17 protein-coding genes are annotated in these 18,320 nt (G+C 39.0%); 5 read left to right on the top strand and 12 right to left on the bottom strand.

All coding sequences use genetic code 11. The annotated features are described in order from the left end of the window. Positions 1–217 precede the first annotated feature (217 nt). Positions 218–805: an ATP-dependent Clp protease proteolytic subunit gene (locus tag AUF14_RS01035; protein ID WP_016180955.1), complete on the bottom strand. Its 588-nt coding sequence runs from the start codon at positions 803–805 to the stop codon at positions 218–220. Between the two features lie 309 nt (positions 806–1,114). On the opposite strand from AUF14_RS01035, the gene AUF14_RS01030 reads away from it, so the two are divergent. Further along, positions 1,115–2,548: an amino acid permease gene (locus tag AUF14_RS01030; protein WP_016180956.1), complete on the top strand. Its 1,434-nt coding sequence runs from the start codon at positions 1,115–1,117 to the stop codon at positions 2,546–2,548. 150 nt (positions 2,549–2,698) lie between these two features. After that, on the top strand, positions 2,699–3,397 hold the full coding sequence (locus AUF14_RS01025) for a DUF554 domain-containing protein (protein ID WP_016180957.1): 699 nt from the start codon (positions 2,699–2,701) through the stop codon (positions 3,395–3,397). Positions 3,398–3,421: 24 nt separating this feature from the next. Here AUF14_RS01025 and AUF14_RS01020 read toward each other — a convergent pair whose 3' ends face one another. Continuing rightward, positions 3,422–3,844, bottom strand: a complete 423-nt coding sequence (locus AUF14_RS01020) for a GNAT family N-acetyltransferase (RefSeq protein WP_016180958.1) — start codon at positions 3,842–3,844, stop codon at positions 3,422–3,424. A gap of 111 nt (positions 3,845–3,955) precedes the next feature. Next, positions 3,956–4,417 (bottom strand): GNAT family N-acetyltransferase, encoded by a 462-nt coding sequence (locus tag AUF14_RS01015; protein ID WP_016180959.1) that lies wholly within the window; start codon positions 4,415–4,417, stop codon positions 3,956–3,958. Positions 4,418–4,643: 226 nt separating this feature from the next. Between AUF14_RS01015 and AUF14_RS01010 the strand changes: the two genes are divergently transcribed. The 3 genes from AUF14_RS01010 (at position 4,644) to AUF14_RS01000 (ending at position 9,618) form a co-directional block, all read left to right on the top strand. After that, entirely contained in the window at positions 4,644–5,384 is a 741-nt protein-coding gene (locus AUF14_RS01010; protein ID WP_016180960.1) for a methyltransferase domain-containing protein, read from the top strand. An 18-nt stretch (positions 5,385–5,402) separates the two neighbouring features. Then, positions 5,403–6,476 carry a glutamyl aminopeptidase gene (gene pepA / locus AUF14_RS01005; RefSeq protein ID WP_016180961.1) on the top strand — a complete coding sequence of 358 codons (1,074 nt, stop codon included), beginning with the start codon at positions 5,403–5,405 and terminating at the stop codon, positions 6,474–6,476. A gap of 472 nt (positions 6,477–6,948) precedes the next feature. After that, positions 6,949–9,618 carry a cation-translocating P-type ATPase gene (locus tag AUF14_RS01000; RefSeq protein WP_016180962.1) on the top strand — a complete coding sequence of 890 codons (2,670 nt, stop codon included), beginning with the start codon at positions 6,949–6,951 and terminating at the stop codon, positions 9,616–9,618. 55 nt (positions 9,619–9,673) lie between these two features. On the opposite strand, the gene AUF14_RS00995 is transcribed toward AUF14_RS01000, so the two are convergent. The 9 genes from AUF14_RS00995 to AUF14_RS00955 form a co-directional block, all read right to left on the bottom strand. Further along, positions 9,674–10,405 (bottom strand): amino acid ABC transporter ATP-binding protein, encoded by a 732-nt coding sequence (locus AUF14_RS00995; RefSeq protein ID WP_016180963.1) that lies wholly within the window; start codon positions 10,403–10,405, stop codon positions 9,674–9,676. An 11-nt stretch (positions 10,406–10,416) separates the two neighbouring features. Beyond that, positions 10,417–11,070 (bottom strand): amino acid ABC transporter permease, encoded by a 654-nt coding sequence (locus AUF14_RS00990; RefSeq protein ID WP_016180964.1) that lies wholly within the window; start codon positions 11,068–11,070, stop codon positions 10,417–10,419. 18 nt (positions 11,071–11,088) lie between these two features. Continuing rightward, complete coding sequence (locus AUF14_RS00985; RefSeq protein WP_016180965.1) at positions 11,089–11,862, bottom strand: amino acid ABC transporter substrate-binding protein; 774 nt, start codon at positions 11,860–11,862, stop codon at positions 11,089–11,091. A gap of 1 nt (position 11,863) precedes the next feature. Next, positions 11,864–13,006 (bottom strand): cystathionine gamma-synthase, encoded by a 1,143-nt coding sequence (locus AUF14_RS00980; RefSeq protein WP_016180966.1) that lies wholly within the window; start codon positions 13,004–13,006, stop codon positions 11,864–11,866. Between the two features lie 644 nt (positions 13,007–13,650). Then, positions 13,651–14,451 carry a 4-hydroxy-tetrahydrodipicolinate reductase gene (gene dapB, locus AUF14_RS00975; RefSeq protein ID WP_016180967.1) on the bottom strand — a complete coding sequence of 267 codons (801 nt, stop codon included), beginning with the start codon at positions 14,449–14,451 and terminating at the stop codon, positions 13,651–13,653. 134 nt (positions 14,452–14,585) lie between these two features. Then, entirely contained in the window at positions 14,586–15,230 is a 645-nt protein-coding gene (locus AUF14_RS00970; protein WP_016180968.1) for a hypothetical protein, read from the bottom strand. 143 nt (positions 15,231–15,373) lie between these two features. Then, the gene (locus AUF14_RS00965) at positions 15,374–16,819 is read right to left on the bottom strand and encodes an IS1182 family transposase (protein ID WP_456151918.1); all 1,446 of its coding nucleotides are present in this window, start codon (positions 16,817–16,819) and stop codon (positions 15,374–15,376) included. A 121-nt stretch (positions 16,820–16,940) separates the two neighbouring features. Further along, positions 16,941–17,501: a glucose-6-phosphate isomerase family protein gene (locus AUF14_RS00960; protein WP_016180969.1), complete on the bottom strand. Its 561-nt coding sequence runs from the start codon at positions 17,499–17,501 to the stop codon at positions 16,941–16,943. Positions 17,502–17,524: 23 nt separating this feature from the next. Further along, positions 17,525–18,304, bottom strand: a complete 780-nt coding sequence (locus AUF14_RS00955) for a glucose-6-phosphate isomerase family protein (protein ID WP_016180970.1) — start codon at positions 18,302–18,304, stop codon at positions 17,525–17,527. Between the last annotated feature and the right edge of the window lie 16 nt (positions 18,305–18,320).

Raw genomic sequence — 18,320 nt, 5'->3', positions numbered from 1 at the left:
TTCCTCCTTATTCCTATCAAAGTAAAATTAATATCGTTAAAATTTTCACATCAAATTTTATTTTTCTTCTAACATTATCAGATTCACTTTTTATTGTCTATCCATTTTTATTCAAAAATTATAAAATCTCTTTAATCATATGATGTTAGAAGCAGTTATATAGGAAATGGGACAAAAAAAGATAGGCTTTCGCCTACCTCGAAAAATATATCTTCTCTTATTTTACTGCAGAGTCAGATTCTATAATTTTCCCAACAATTCCGTAATCTTTTGCTTCTTCGGCTGACAGCCAAAAATTACGATCTGTATCTTTTTCGATTTGCTCCAATGTTTGACCAGTTGCTTTGGCAATCAATTTGTTTACACGTTTACGCATACGTAAAATTTCTTTTGCCTCGATCTGGATTTCAGTTGATTGACCTTGTACACCACCTGCTGGCTGATGGATCATATATCGTGTATTTGGCAGACTATAGCGATCCTTTTTGTCTGCAGCCAAATAGATTGTAATTCCCGCACTTGCAACCCAACCAGTCCCAATCATTTTCACTTTCGGCTTAATGAAACGGATGACGTCATGGATCGTATCACCAGATTCCACATGACCGCCTTGACTGTTGATAAACATCGTGATGGGATCATCACTGACAGCAGATAGATAAAGCAATTGCTCTGTCACGGACTTCGCCAAGTCCTGGTTAATTTCTCCGTAAATCAATATCGTGCGCTGCTTCAATAATTTTAACATCATCGGATTTTTTTCTTCCGATTTCTCCAATTCTTCCTCGGCTAAAAATTCATTCATATGAACGTCCTCCTTTTCTTCTAAAACCAGTATAGCTAAAAAGAAGAGGAATGAACAGAATAAGCCTATAATCAATGATATTCTGTACCAATAAGGTTTCTATGCTAAACTATGAATGAAAAAATAGTTATTAGTAGCGAAATTCTATTATCTATGGGATGATAAATCGTATTTTGTGAATAGAAAGGGGATTTTCGTGACCTATCGGAATAAGCCTCCATCACCATCACTGTCTCCAGAGAGATAACCTTTCTCATATTTCAGTAAGTTAAAAAAATTAAGACCTTAATAGAAATAGGAGCAATTTGTATGATTGAGGAAAAGAAAAGCTTTATCTCATGGCCTGTACTTGCCATGATGTCATTTGTTACAGTCATCGGCTTTGATGATATTATTTATAATTTTGCTAATCAAGGATTAGGTGTGATCACTTCTTGGATAATTTTACTGCTATTATACGTGATTCCCTATTCTTTAATGGTTGGCCAATTGGGTTCTGTTTTTAATCATGAAGGCGGCGGTCTGACCTCGTGGGTTCGAGGAACCAGCGGTGATCGTTTAGGTTATTTCACTGCCTGGACCTACTGGGCAGCGTCAATTCCTTATGTAGTTGATACTGCCAATGCCGTTGTTGTCGGCTTTGGTTGGTTGATCAATGGAAATGATTCAATGGAAGACAAAATGTCTAATTCGATGTTTGCCTTATTAACCTTCTGTGTTTTCCTAGCTTTTATTTTCTTGCAACGTCATTTTAAAAAATCACTAGAAGTATTGAGCACATTAGGTGGCGGCGCCATGTTCATCATGGCAATCTTATTCGTCTTCATGACGTTCGCTTCATTGTTTATGCCCAATGGACACATTGAAACGCAGCCAATGAATCTTGGAGCTGTCATACCGAAGTTTGATCTTCATTATTTGACTACGATTGGTCTTTTAATCTATGCCATTAACGGAGCCGAACTGGTTGCTCCATTTGTCACGCGGATGCGTAAACCGCAACGAGAATTTCCCAAAGCCATGATTATGTTGACCGTGATGACAATTTTCTTAACAGTTTTTGGTTCTTTCTCATTAGGCGTCTTCTTCAATGCGCATCACCTGCCAGATAACTTAAAGATGAATGGCTCTTATTATGCCTTTCAGCGTTTGGGAGAGTTCTTCCATTTAGGCAATACTCTGATGTATATTTTTGCCGTTACACAAATTATTTATATGTGTGCGTTGCTAGCCGTCTTACTAGATGCTATGACGCGTATGCTGATTTCTGATACTGGTAAACAATTCATGCCAAAAAAATTAACGAAATTGAACGCTGAAGGCTTACCAATCAACGGCTACATTTTAACCACAGCCTTAAGTGCGTTTATTCTATTATTGGGCGTTTTCTTACCTGAAATGAATGACATTTTCAATTGGTTATTGAATCTTAACGGCATCATTTCGCCAGGTGTAACTTGCTGGATTTTCTATGCCTTTATTCGGATTCGTCTAGATAGTCAAAAATTTCAATCAGACTATGTCTTCATTAAGAATGATCGAATGGCCGTGTTTGTTGGCGGCTGGTGTTTAGTTGTTACTATTATCGCTACTTTATTCGGTGTTTTACCACAGGATGCCCCTTATGGTTCAAGCCTGTTTTGGCACGAACTAATTATCAATATTGTTGGAATCGCTGTGCTGATTGGTTTGGGCTTCATTATGCCAACCTTAGCTAAACGTGAACGAGAAAAAACGACATAATATCTAGCTATCAGACTATACACCACTTTCTTTTAAGGAAGTGGTGTACAGTTTTTTTTACTATTCAAAAAAAATCCCACTCATGGTAAGATGATGTCTAAATAAGAATTAATTATTTTTTAATCGAAATCATAGAAACGGGTGAATAGTATGTTGTTGGGGTCATTGGTAAATTGCCTTGCGATTATGGCTGGAAGTTTTTCTGGTATCATTTTACGAAATATTACGGAACAAACGAAAGATACAGTAACAAAAGGGATTTCTTTAGGGGTTGTTGCATTGGCCATTCAAATGTCGTTACAAGCAAGTTCTTTTATCATTATCATCATCAGTATTTGCCTTGGGGGAATGATCGGCGAATTTCTAAAAATCGAAGACTCCATGACACGCTTAGGACTTTTTCTTGAAAATCGTTTTGCTCGGGGCAATAGCAACTTCGCAGAGGGCTTTGTCACTGCAACTTTGATTTATGTCATTGGCTCAATGGGGATTATTGGAGCTATCGAAAGTGGCGTTACCGGTAACCACCAGACCCTATTTACTAAAGCGGTAATGGATGGCTTCATGTCCATCATGCTGACTGCTTCACTGGGCATCGGTGTTCTGTTCTCGGCATTTCCAGTTTTGATTTATCAAGGCGCTATCACGATTTTTGCTAGCGTCATTGTTCGTTATTTACCTACAGAGCTGCTAGATAGTCTAATGAATGAAATCAGTGCAATCGGCGGTTTGATGATCTTAGCCATTGGCTTAAACGTCATGAAACTGACCAAGATTCGTGTCTCTAACTATTTGCCAGGTATTCTCGTTTTGATAGCTATTATGGTCGTACAGTATTATTACTTTTAATAAGCAGATGAAGGGAGCTTTCCTTCATCTGCTTATTTTTTTTACCAGATAATATTTTGTTGTGCCTATCATCGGAACATCTTCCAGTTCGCCAAACACCTCATACCCTTGCTTTAAATAGAAGCCTAATGCTTGATAAGCTTTTGTCGTTAAAGTAATCGTCGTAACTTGGTGTTTTAAAGCTACTTGTTCCATTTTAGCCAACAATTGACTACCTATACCGTCTTTACGATAAGCTGGATCAACAGCTAATAATGAAATGTGCATTGTCTGATATTGCTTTTTCGCTGTGATTCCACCAACTATATGCTTATCCTCCTTCGCACAAAAAGCCCATTCAGACGCATCGGGTTCAGGTTCCGATGCAAAAAAATCAACCTGCTGCTGATCCAATATTTCTAATAATCTATCTGTAACCTCACCCTTAGTAACAGCTTGGATCTTCATTGAGGAGTCCTCCTTTCCAACGAAACATTTCAATACACTATTTACATTTCTCTAACTCATTCATGCTTTAAACCCCTGTGGAATTCAATCAAAAGAAATGAAATAAACAGCTTAAAATTTTAGTTCCATCTTCATATCTGCTTCGATATATTTATTTTGAGCTACTGGTACCTCTTTAAAACCAAACTTTTCGTAAAGGTTAATCGCTGGCAATAACCTTCGATTTGTATATAGAAAAACAGTAATTGCTTTTCTTTGACTTGCAAATTCCAAAGATTTCTCCATCAGCAGATTTCCGATTTTTAAACCTTTATAGCCTTCCGTTACGGCTAATTTGGCTAGTTCGAAGCTCCCATCTTTCTGTCTTATCATAGCAACAGTTCCAACGATTAGACCATCACAAAGGGCAAAGAAGATCATTCCACCATTGTCTAAAATACTCCTATGGGGATTATTTATGATTTCTAAGTCTGCTGGTTCAACAGAAACATATTTTTCCAACCACTCCAATGAAAGTCGTTTAAACTGTTCGGCATACTTATCTTCCCATTCAATAATTTTAATAGCCACCATAAAATCGTCCTCCCCTAACCCTTATTTAATACAATACTTCAATTATAATGGACTGCTTAGTTTTTTTTCAAATGTAATTGAACAGTTTCTGCTTTTCCAATAACAAAAATCTTCGTAATTTTCTGTTCATTAAACATACTATCTGTTTTATTGGCACAATTTCGTGAATTTATCCATCAACGAGGTGTATACTGAAGTCAATTAACACTTAGAAAGAGGATTTATTATGACTGATTATCTGAATGAGCTTGAAACATTTTGGGATGAGTTTGCCGAAGAATATGAAGCGATTCAACAAGAATCAATATTTCCCATTGCTGAAGAGCTGCGAGATTTTTTACTAGCAGAAAATCTCCTTCCCTGCCAAACTTTTTTGGATCTTGCTGGAGGTTCCGGTCGTTATTTATCTACATTAAAAGCATATGTAGAAAAATATGATCTTGTAGATTTATCAGCGGAAATGTTGAAACTTGCAGCTGCTAAATCTAGTAGTACTGTTCAGTTGATCAAAAACGATCAAAAAAGTTTCTTATCACAGAATAAACAGCGTTATGGCATTGTTTTTTCAGCCATGAATCCTGCTTTACAAACAAAAGAAGAGCTACTCGATTTTTGCCAAGCAAGTCATGATTGGTGTTTGATTTTACGTGTTATAACAGACGAGGATCAGCTCTTCTCGCCTTACGAGGAGATAAACTCTGATTTGTTATTGAATGAACGTTATAAAGCATTTTTAAATGAGCTGCACATTCCATATCTTACAAAAAAATTTGCGTATACAAATTCTGAAGATGTCCCTCGTGATTTTTTTCAGGAATACTTTTTGGGGGAGTTTTCTCCAGTGGAATTAGCTAAAATCACCGAGAAAACCTTTGGGAACAAACAACAAAAAATGAATCAGCAGTCACTCGTCTTTGAATTGATTTATTTTCACGTACCAAAGACTTATAATGAGAACGGATTTTAATATCAAGGGGGATTTTTAATGGAAGAAAAAACGTTTCAACGAATTAAAGATTTAACGGAACTGCAAGGAACGAGCGGTTTTGAAGAAGATATTCGCGACTATCTGCGAACTGCTATCACGCCTTTAGTAGATGATGTGCAGCAAGATGGTTTAGGCGGAATTTTTGGTCTGCGTCAAGCTGATGAAAGCAAACCACGTGTGATGGTTGCAGCTCATATGGATGAGGTTGGCTTCATGTTAACAGAAATCACCTCGCGCGGATTATTCAGGGTTGTGCCTTTAGGTGGTTGGAATCCTTATGTGGTTTCTGCTCAACGCTTTACTCTAAAAACTAGCAAAGGTAATTATCCATGCATCTCTTCTTCTGTGCCCCCACATTTGTTACGCGGAACAAACGGACAAGGACAGGTTAAAGTTGAAGATATTCTTTTTGATGCTGGATTTGAATCAAAGGATGAAGCTTTGGCTTACGGTGTTCTTCCAGGCGACACGATTGTTCCGCAAACTGAAACAATCAAAACCGCGAATGGAAAAAACATTATCAGTAAAGCTTGGGACAATCGCTACGGCTGCACTGTCGTTTTGGAAGCCTTAGAGGCACTGCAAAAAGAAGAACTAGATTATACGCTGATCGCTGGCGCAAACGTGCAAGAAGAAGTCGGCTTACGTGGAGCAAAACCGGCTGTTACAAAATTCAAGCCAGATTTATTCTTTGCAGTTGATTGTTCAGCCGCTGATGATCTAGTGACAACGAATGGGACTTTTGGCCACTTAGGCGAAGGGACGCTTTTACGTATCCAAGATCCCGGTATGATCCTATTACCGCGGTTACGGGAATATCTATTGGACACTGCCGAAACACACAATATTCCTTATCAATACTTTGTTTCTAAAGGTGGAACCGATGCCGGCGCTGCTCATACGGCAAATGAAGGAATCCCAAGTACCGTTATTGGTGTTTGTGGTCGTTACATTCATACCCATCAAACCATGTTCAGCATTGCAGATTTTGATGCTGCTCGGGAAATGCTAATCCACGTTTTAAAGGGCTTGGACGAAAGCACAATCAACACAATCATCAAAGGAAAATAGTCGCTTAAGAAAAATTAAATAACTTCAGATAAATCGAGATTATCAAGGCTTTCCTAACTTATTTGATGACTTTATTAAGTGAAACCAGCATTTTTCTTGCAATCAAAAATCATTTCCGTTAAGATTTAAACATATTAATAACTCCTTAGGGGAGTAACCGGCAACGTTGTTGTTGTGATATCAACAGTAAGTTAACCAGCGATGGTTTTCTGGTATCGTATGAAATGGTGAGACCTAAGACAAGTTTAAACACTTGCCTTAGGTCTCTTTTTGTCAGTTTTTCTTCACGCTTCAGCGTGATTAGAAAAATGATATGCGTACGAAAATAAATTCCTTTTTTCGTTTTTTGAAAAAGGATTTCGTAAATATTGAGCTAGCCACTATTAACGGATTAGTCAATCACACGCACAGAACAGTATCAACTGCCAAAAGTTACGAATCAAGTGAAATAAAAATTATTGGAGGCTATAAATTGACAAAACACGTGTACCAACAAGAAACAGACGGATTAATGAAAGACTTGAATACCTCACCAGAAGGTTTGAGCCAAACAGAAGCTCAACAGCGATTACAAGAAAATGGTTCAAATCAATTAAAAGAAGCGAAGAAAAAATCCTCGCTAACTTTATTTTTAGAAACCTTCAAAGACGCGATGGTGATTGTCTTATTGATCGTTGCCGTTGTTCAAATGATTATGGGAGCCCACATTGAATCAATCGTTATTTTTGCTGTGTTATTACTTAATTCAGTCGTAAGTGTCATCCAAACAAAAAAGGCTGAGGGCTCATTAGATGCTTTGAAAAAACTTTCTGCACCTGATGCTAGTGTTCTTCGTGGTGGACAGGAGCAAAGTATTCCGGCTAAAGAAATCGTTACTGGAGATATCGTTATTCTAGAAGCTGGTGACTATGTGCCAGCTGACGGGCGATTGCTCGAAGCCGGATCGCTAAAAGTTGATGAGGGGATGCTGACTGGTGAATCGACACCAGCTGAAAAAGAAATCAAAACATTTGGTAATGATGTCCCTATTGGTGATCGTATCAACATGGTCTTTAGCGGAACAATCGTGACTTATGGTCGCGGGAAATTTTTAGTAACTGCTACAGGCAATGATACTGAGATTGGTCAAGTCGCTGGTTTATTAGAATCAACGACCGAACAAAAAACACCGCTTCAACGAGGATTAGACAGTTTCAGTAAGAAATTAAGTATGGCGATTTTGGTTCTATCTTTAGTGATCCTAGGTGTTCAATTATTGCGCGTTTTCTTAGATGGTTCAGCCGATATGACGCAAGATATTGTCAATGCCTTTATGTTCGCTGTCGCCGTAGCCGTAGCGGCAATTCCCGAAGCGCTGCAATCAATCGTTACAATCGTTCTTTCATTAGGAACAAAGAAAATGGCGAAACAGCATGCGATCATTCGTAAGCTGCCTGCGGTAGAAACACTAGGCTCAACGAGTATTATTTGTACTGACAAAACAGGGACCTTGACACAAAATAAAATGACCGTTGTTGATCACTTCTTAGCCGACGGACAAAGCGGAGAATTTTCAAATGATCCCAAGCAATGGGAAGCAGATGAACAACGTTTAATCGAAATTAGCGTTCTAGCCAATGATGCAACGATTAGTGAAGACGGGACAAAATTAGGCGATCCAACGGAGATTGCATTGATCGATTATAGCGAAGAACAAAACCAATCGTATCGTGACTTGCGTAAGAAATATCCACGACAGGCGGAACTGCCTTTTGACTCTGATCGTAAATTAATGTCAACACTTCACACGATCGATCAACAAAAAACCATGGTAACGAAAGGTGGCCCGGATATCGTTTTTGAGCGCAGCTCGAAAGTGTTGCTTGACGGACAGGTTGTCGATTTTACACCAGAGCTTAAAGCACGTTTCCAAAAACAAAACGAAGCTTTTTCTGAGCGGGCATTACGTGTATTGGCCTTTGCTTATAAAGAAGTAGCAACGGATTCGCTAACGTTAGATGATGAAAAAGATCTGATCTTAGTCGGATTGCTGGCAATGATCGACCCGCCGCGGGAAGAAGTTTTCCAAGCAGTTGCTGATGCCAACTCTGCCGGTATCCAAACAGTGATGATCACCGGTGACCATAAAACGACTGCTGTTGCCATTGCGAAAGAAATTGGGATTTTCCAACAAGGCGATCTTGCATTGACTGGTGCTGAATTGGATCAATTGAGTGAAGCTGAGTTAGCCGAACAATTAGAACAAATCACGGTCTACGCTCGTGTCTCACCAGAAAACAAAATCCGAATCGTCCGTGCTTGGCAGGACAAAGGCAAAATCTCCGCTATGACTGGCGATGGTGTCAATGATGCTCCAGCCTTGAAGCAGGCAGATATCGGAATTGCGATGGGAACCGGAACAGATGTTGCGAAAGATGCTGCCGCGATGGTTCTAACGGATGACAACTTTGCTTCAATCATTAAAGCCGTCGAAGTTGGACGAAATGTTTTTGATAATATCAAAAAGGCTGTTGCTTATCTATTTGCTGGGAATTTAGGTGCGATCATCGCAATCATCTTTGCCTTAGCAATTGGTTGGGCAAATCCCTTTACCGCTTTGCAGCTACTTTTTATCAATTTGGTAAATGATTCACTGCCGGCAATTGCTTTAGGCATGGAAAAAGCGGAGCCAACGATTATGAAGCGTCAGCCACGGGATCCAGATAGCGGGATTTTCACTGGAAAAACATTGATTTCTGTAACCTATCGAGGGATTTTGATCGCCATTGCCGTGATTACTGCTCAATGGATCGGAAATCTGCAATCAGCTGAAATGGGAGTCGCGATGGCCTTTTCAACCTTGATTTTAAGTCGGACACTACAAACTTTTGCAGCTCGTTCCAACACGCAAACTTCTATACAAGTTGGTTTATTCTCCAATAAAATGGTTTTGCTGGCAATTCTTGTTTGTGGTGGATTCTTCAGTCTGACATTATTACCAGGGTTACGAGAAGTTTTCGCTATTCCAGCAACCTTTGCTTTGAAGGAAATTGGTTTGGCTCTAGTTCTAGCGATTTCAGCAGTTTTATTGATGGAAATCACTAAGATGATCATAATAAAAGTTCAAGAACCAAAAACAAAGGCACAATTGAATAAATATTAAGCTAGATCAACCGCATGAAAAAACCGACATCAAAATTCTGATGTCGGTTTTTAGCTTATAATAATTGTTGCAGATAACGTTGAATTCGCGGATTGTCACTTTCAAAGAAAGCCTGACTGCTGCCGCTAAAAGTAACTTGTCCTTCTTCAAGGAAAACGATTCGATCTGCTACCTTGCGAGCAAACTCTAAATGGTGAGTTACAACAATTTGGCCGTTTCCTGATTCTGCTAAATCCTTGATTACTTGCAGCACTTCTTGTGCCAACTCTGGGTCTAGCGCACTCGTTGGTTCATCATAAAGCATAAACTCCGGTTCCATTGCTAATGCACGAGCAATCGCTACCCGTTGCATTTGTCCACCAGATAATTGTTTTGGATGCTCGTTTGCTTTGTCTAATAATCCGACCTTTGTCAGTAATTGCTCTGCCTGCGTCTTTGCTTGCTCTTTCGAAATTTTCTTCACCTGTGTAGGACCCTCCATGACGTTTTGGAGTACCGTCAAGTGAGGAAAAAGGTTATAGGCTTGGAAAACGATACTGAAATGTCCACGATATTCCTTCAATTGACGAAAGGATAGATTTTGTGGGAAAGAAAGATTGTCCTGATCGATTTTGATTCTGCCGCTGTCTGGTGTCTCCAATAAATCGATCGAACGCAACAAAGTACTTTTCCCTGAACCCGAAGGTCCTAAGATAACAGTTGTCTCTCCGGGTTGAAAGGTTAAATCAATTTCCTTTAACACTTGATTATCATTAAAGCTTTTATTTAATTTCTCGATGGTTAACATGTTGCTTCCCCCTAATAGACCATCCGTTTTTCAAGTACGGACTGCAAATAATTCAAGAAGGTACAAAACACTAAATAATAGACCGCCACCATGCAGTAAAGCAATAATGGTTCGTAAGTGCGAGCAGCGATTCGTTGAGCAGTCATAAAAATTTCTACAATCGTGATACTTGCTGCCAACGAGGTATCTTTGACGAGACTAACAAAGTTGTTGGACAAGGGCGGCAAAGCGATCTTAAAAGCTTGCGGCGCAATAATACGATACAAAATCTGCCAACGGCTCATCCCTAAAGAAGCGGCGGACTCATATTGACCCTGAGGAATCGCTAGTAAAGCGGAACGAATGTTTTCAGAAGCATACGCGCCGGTATTCAATGAAAAAGTCAAAATCGCTGCAGTCCATGCGTCCATTTGGATTCCTACAGAAGGGAGTCCAAAAAAGACGATAAATAATTGGACTAATAAAGGCGTTCCGCGGAAGACCCAAACATATAGGAAAAAGATTCCATTTAAAATGCGATTTTTTGAAATCCGTGCTAAGGCAGTGATTAATGCCAAGACCATTCCCAAAGCGAAAGAAATCAGAGTTAAGGGAATCGTCATTTTTAAGAGTGCCCAAAACAACGGCAGCGCTGAGCTTTGAATAATATCAATTGTTCGTTCCATTTTACTTAGTCCTTCCCTCTATTTAGAAATGTCCTTCTTGAAATATTTTTCTGATAGCTTCGTCAAGGTACCATCTGCTTCTAACTCTTTGATGGCCTTATCGACTTTCTCAGCTAATTCTTTATCATCTTTATGGAACATTGCGGCTACTTCTGTGGCTTCATCCGAAGTTTTAACGATTTTGATTGGCGCATTTGGCTTTTGATTCAAATAATCGTAATAGGTCACATCATCGTTTAAAGTAGCATCTGCACGATTGTCGCCAACCAGTTCCACTGCCTTACTAAAACCATCAACACTGGAGATCTCTGCACCAAGATCTTCTGCCATTTGAGCGTAGTTACTAGTTAATGACTGAGCGGAGGTTTTGCCCTTCAAATCAGCGAAGTCCTTAATCTCATTATTGTCTTTATTTACGATCAATGCTGGATGAGAAACTGAATACGGTGTACTAAACAAATATTTTTCTTTACGTTCAGGGGTGATCGACACTTGGTTGAAGATCACATCGGATTTATTTGCATCAAAGGCTGCTAACATCGAATCCCAAGGTGCTTCCACAAATTTAACTTTGTAGTTGATTTTTTTCGCCACTGCTTTTGCGACATCCACATCGTAACCAGTCAACTTATCATTATCATCCCGAAAAGAAAATGGTGAATACGTTCCTTCTGTTCCTACACGCAAAACCTTTTCCGAGTTTGCTTCACCATCACCTTTTGACTGGCAGCCTGCCAAAAACAAGGCACCGACGACTAATAAACTAGCAACTACAATAATTGATTTTTTCATTTTATTTTTTCCCTTCTAACGCTTGGTTTAAATCCTGCTTTAAATCTTCAATATCTTCAATTCCCACCGATAATCGAATCAAGCCATCATTAATGCCAGACGCTTCTCGTTTTTCTTTTGGTATCGAGGCATGAGTCATCACCGCTGGAACCTCAATTAAACTTTCAACACCACCGAGGCTTTCGGCCAAAGTAACGACTTCCAGTGCTTCAACAAATTCGGCAACTTTACTTTCATTCACTAACTCAAAAGCCACCATTCCTCCAAAACCGCGCATCTGTTTCGCAGCGATTTCATGTCCAGTATGGCCAAATAGTCCAGGATAGTATACTTTTTCCACGGCAGGATGGGCAACTAAATAGTTTGCAAGTGTTGCCGCATTCTTTTGATGAGCTTCCATTCGTACAGCTAAGGTTTTGATTCCTCTTTGAAGCAACCAGCTGTCTTGTGGTCCAAGAACTCCGCCAATCGAATTCTGATAGAAACCAATTTTTTCAGCTAACTCCTGACTATTCGTTGTTGCTAAACCAGCCACTAAATCACTGTGTCCCCCTAAATATTTTGTCCCACTATGCAAAACAATATCTGCGCCCAGTAATAACGGCTGCTGAAAATAAGGGGTTGCAAATGTATTATCAACAATTGTCAGTAACTCATGATTCTTTGCCCACGCTGCACTCTCTTTTATATCGACAATTTTTAATAACGGATTACTTGGTGTTTCTAAATAGAGTGCCTTTGTTTTTTCGGTAAAAGCCGCTTCTAATTGTGAAAGTTCCCGACTGTCTACCATCGTGTAGCTTAAACCCAGCGGCTTAAAGACTTTTTCCAATAAACGGAACGTTCCACCATACACATCATCACCTAGAATCAAATGATCTCCCGGTTGGAATAAGGATAATGTCGCATGAATAGCTGCTAAGCCAGACCCAAAAGCAAAACCCTTCACTCCACCTTCAAGTTCGGCAATTAGTTCTTCTAGGGCTAAACGAGTCGGATTACCAGAACGTGAGTATTCAAAATCTCCCGGTTCTCCTAATTTTGTTTGACGGTATGTCGAGGTTTGATAGATTGGTACACTGACCGATCCTGTCAATGGGTCTTCACTGATTCCTCCGTGAATTAATTTCGTTGATAAATGCATTTGATTTCCTCCTAATATTTAGTCATTTCTTCAGCGTTCATCTGTTAAGCAACAACACATGGTGGTTCCTCCTGTCTTTTTTTATATGGGTACTATTTTCTAATCACGTTAGAATGTGATAACAACGGCATCTAGCTCATTTTTGATGTAATCATTTTTCTAAAAACCAGAAAAATGAAGTTATTTTCGTACGCATATCATTCCGCTAAACAGCACGATCATAAATTTTCTGATCCAATGAACCTCCCTCGATCTTTTTACACTCAGAAAAGCGAGACTGACAAAAAAGAGGTGCAGCTATTAAAGCTGCACCTCTTGGAATCGTTAAAATGAGAAGTATCCTTCTTTTCAAACGAACTCAGAACAGTTAATAGGCATGACAAAATGGTATACTGCTTTTATGCACCATACAACAACATGCTGATTCAACTGTCTGAAGATTCATAGATTTCGCAATGTTGTTTGTCATGAGTCCTGACCTCCTTAAATGATTGGATTAAACTTAGCACTTAAAAAATGAGAAGTCAATCAATAAACTATCAGAAAAAAAGTAAAATAACTAATTAAATAATTAGATAAATCTAAATAGCACATTAATTTCAGGCATTTATCCAATAAAAACAGAGTTATAAAAAACGATGTATTTAAATTTTTAATACATCAGAAACCGAGTAATTACCTGGTGGCTGTTTAGCCAAAAATAGTGCGCAATCGCAAGCTCCTTTTGCGAACCCTCGCCAATCGGTCGAATGATGACTAATCTCTAACCGTTCACCGAATCCGCCAAAGAAAACGGTGTGGCTACTTGGTGTATCTCCCATACGAACAGAGTGATAACCGATCGTTCCCTTTCCACGTTCGCCAGTTCCTTCACGTCCATAGATCGCTAAATTCGAAAGCTCAGCTCCTAACTCATGTGCAATCAACTCACCTATTTCTTTTGACGTTCCGCTTGGTGCGTCCTTTTTCCAGCGATCATGCATTTCTACAATTTCAATATCCGTTTCTTCTCCAATAGCCGCGGTGGCCAACTGCAATAATTTATTCATGACATTTACCAGTTTTGAAGTATTGGCGGCATAGAGCATTGGAATTGTCTCTCCAGCTTCACGAAATAATTTCATTTCTTCTGAACTAAATCCAGTCGTTCCACAAACCAAAGCTTTTCTATGTTTCTTAGCTAATTGTAATACCTTCAAGCCCATCTCTCTTGTTGAAAAATCAATAATAACATCGCACTCGTCAATTACTTCTTCCAAATTATCCACAACAAATACTCCTAGATTACGTCCAAGTAATGCCGTCTGTCCTAAATCCTGACCTATATAGTCACGATCCTTTGCTCCGACTCCAGCTATTAGCTCTAATTCTTTACTATCAGCAGCTATTTGCGTGATTAAGCGCCCCATCTTCCCCCGTGGTCCAACAACGATTGTTTTGATCACATTTTTCCCTCCTGTACTAACTATAAAACGATTTCAAAAATAGTTTACCATGGAAAGAACTTCATTGATGCGAAATCAAAGAAAAATAAAAAATCACCCGTAGATATCTCTACAGATGATAACCTTGAACTTAATTAAAAAAACATTCGTAGGAACGACCATAAATAACGTAATAATCGAAATAAAATAAATAAGAGGAAAATATTACCTAAAATAAAGCTAACCGCATTTCCAGCACTCGCCTTTAAATTACTCAAAGTAAATCGTCTTAAAAAGCGTGGTACTGAGCTATAACCGTTACGCTTTAAACGGAATTTTTCTTCATATGTAAGGTCAAGCATGTCATAATAGACAATTTGTAGCGGCTCCCGAGAAAAAAAGGCTTTTGAGAATCCAACCATCATTGTGTACTGTTTGTTATTAGAAGGCAGATTGCGCACCCCTTTTTTATTGATCCGGACTTTTTCAGCATCTATCACATTGTAGCTGTATTCTTCTTCTTGAATTTTATGAATCTGCACTTCTGGTTGATTTTCTGCGAGAAAAGCTTGATAGACTTCTGAAAATTTTTGTTTTTCTAAAAATAAATAAACCATTGCACAAGCTAGTATTCCCATCAATAAGATATTCAAAAACAAGTTATCTTGGAAAATACTACTGTAAGCTATAATAATAACTAATGCAATTCCACTAACCATAAGCCGTTTCCAATAATAGTTCTGATACATGACCTTGATTGTGCGTTCATAATAATCAAAATCTGACGCTGCAAAATTCATCGTTCTCATCCCCTTCATTACTTTCTTGTTTTAAGTATAGCTGAGCAATTGCTTGGTGTCAGTCCATTTTATTTATTCACGAAAAAAGCAAAGATAGTTTAAAACTATCTTAAAAAAGCTGGCGCGATAAAATCACGCCAGCTTCAGACTGTAGACAAAAGACGTCTCGAACTCGTAATTTGAGTTTGAGACGTCTTTTTATCTGATTTCTTTCGAAATTTTGAACAAAAAAATAAAGGCTCCTTGCCTTTCCATAGCCAGGTGGCTAATTTCTTTAAATTCATTGCAGCAAACACTAGCATCGTATGCGTCGCGACTTTTTCCAAGCCTCGATACTTGGTCCAACGCATCCCATGCTTTTCTTTTGCATCCGCAAATATTCGTTCAATCGTTTGTTTCCGTTTTTTGTAAATTGATTTATTCAGATCCGTTAGGCGAAGATGTTCTGCTTCATCCATTAGGTCACCCCAAACATGTCTCGTGATGACTCGTTGATGATTTTTACTTTTGGTACATTGGTTTAGCAGAGGACAGTTCACACATTCTTTTGGATTGGATTTGTATTCTCGGTACCCTTCTCGAGTAACCGTTGAAAAAGCGAGCATTTGATCTTGCGGACAAATGTAACAATCATAATACTCGTCATAGAGAAACTCGTTTTTTGATAATAGCCCCTTTTTCCCTTTAGGCCTTGAATAAGGCAAACAAGGTCGAAGGTTCAAATGAGTCAAAAAGTGAACAAACTTAGGTGTCTTATACCCAGCATCAGCGACAACACAGTTGATTTCAGGAAAAAGTCTCTTCGATTGTTTGACGAGCTGAAAGGCGACTTGACTGTCATGAATATTTCCAGGAGTGATGATTGTGCTAAGAATAAATCCGTTGTCGTCGCATGAAGTATGGGCAGAATAAGCAAATTGTTTTTCTCGTTCGCCTTTGACGTAGTAGCCGCTTTCCGGATCAGCCTTACTTATTTTTCTTTCTTTCAGCTTCACTTCCTTTTCTAAGTCCAAAGTAAAAGGGCGTTTTCCGGCCTCTATTCGTTGACGATTGATCTCATCTTCTAATTCATCCTGATAGGCTTTCGCTTCATCGTGGGTCATTTCTTTCGTAAACTTATGTTTATTGGCGTTAGCTTTGATGTGGGTAGAATCAAGATACAAATTATCCTCTGTTACAAAACCTGCTTTAACTGCTTGTTCTAAAATATAGGCAAAAATATCCTCAAACACCGTCGTTTCTCTAAATCGGCGGACATAATTCTTTCCAAAAGTTGAGAAGTGGGGGATTTTCTCCTCGAAGGAATAGCCTAAAAACCAGCGGTAAGCGACATTGGTATCGACTTCCTTAATGGTTTGTCGCATGGAACGGATACCGAATAAATACTGAATAAACACCAATTTGATCAGAATCACTGGATCGATACTTGGGCGACCTAGATCGGAGTAAGTGGCTTCAACGATTGGATAAATAAATTCAAAATCAAGCGCAGCATCAATCTTTCGAACGAGATGATCTTGAGGAACCAAATCATCAATCGTGAGCATCGCAAATTGATTTCTACCGTTCGTATTGTTTTTAGACATCATAACTATCACTCCTTGCATTCGTTTTCATAAATCTATTATAAAAGAAAAGACTGTAGACATCATCCATAAAATGGACTTTGTCTACAGTCTGAAGCTGGCGCGATAAAATCACGCCAGCTTTTTAGCTATTTGTTTCAATAACAGGCTTTCCCACTATATCCCGAAAAACTCTTAAAGGAAACATTTCTTCTGGAAGTGCATAATCATGCCCTGACTCTGTTTGCCAGCAGGCTGAAACAGATAACTCTTTTGATCCCGTATTAATTAAACGATGAGCCTTATTTCCTGGTATATAGTGAACTGATCCAGGACGTACTTCTTCTAAAATCGTTTCGCTATTTTCTGTCATCATTAACAAACCATGACCTTCTAGCCCAAAATAGTACTCCCCAGTGTTTCTTTTCGCATGAAAGTGTCCTTTTGTCAAAAAATATTCTGCTCCAACAACTCCTGGATATAAATGAGTAATACCAAAATACAATCCTCCGGGAGTTCCTTCGACTAAATCATTGTCTTGATATTCCACACGATACATCACCGTTTCCGGATCTAATTTTTCATATGCTTCTGAATTTAAAAAATATCCCGCTAAGTCTTTTGCCCGAGTCTCTTTCTCTTTGATACCCGTACCTTCTAGCTTGAACGTCTCTCCGTTATACATTACTTTACTTTTATTGATCATCACAGACTCCTTTTCGTATCATTTCATGGGAGATAATTTTCCCATTTTTCTTTACATAGATCTGGACGGACAACAAAATCAAATTTATTCTTATCTTGTTGATACTGCTGATAAATTGGTAAATCAGATTCGATCATAAACTCTGTGTATTCACGTGGTGATTTCTCAACTAGCTTGTCTGAGCGGTAACTAGGATTCTGATCCCAGACGATTGTACCTTGAGCATCAAATTTAGGATAATAAGCTAAACCGTTATGCGCTCGTACGTCTTCATATTCAAAACCGAAATCTCGTACACACCATGCGCCAAAAATCATTTTCTCAGATCTTGAGGCGTTGATTGTGCAGTGTGCCCAGCCGGGCGGAACAATCACGACTTCTCCAGCTTTTGCTTGAACAGCATAGCAACGACCTGGGGCATCTGTTGCTCTTTCCTGCATATAGATAATCGCTTCTCCTGTCCAGATCTCATAAACCTCCGGTGTCGACATTTGACAAGCCTTAGAAATTGAATGGATATGCCCTTGACTCTTGACTGGTTCTTCACCGATCGTACCCTTCGCGTAAGCAACGACGCCAAAAAGTAATTCGCGTTTCAGCAAGTCTGCTCGATCTCTTTCTAATCCTACATCCATCGCGATCGAATAAACGATCTCAGGCCCTGTCGCCTTATGATCCGCCAGACTTTGAAGAATATCTTTTAAATAGCGTTGCTCAGTTTGAGACGGACCAAAAACAGAAGATGGATAGATAAATTCATGGGAGGATTCATCAAAGGTTATACCTAGTCCTGTATCAATCATTTTCTCACCTCTTAAT

Origin of the sequence: Enterococcus avium (genome assembly GCF_002891025.1) — a bacterium.
Lineage (GTDB): Bacteria > Bacillota > Bacilli > Lactobacillales > Enterococcaceae > Enterococcus_A > Enterococcus_A avium.
This window is presented reverse-complemented; position numbering and strand designations above follow the sequence as displayed.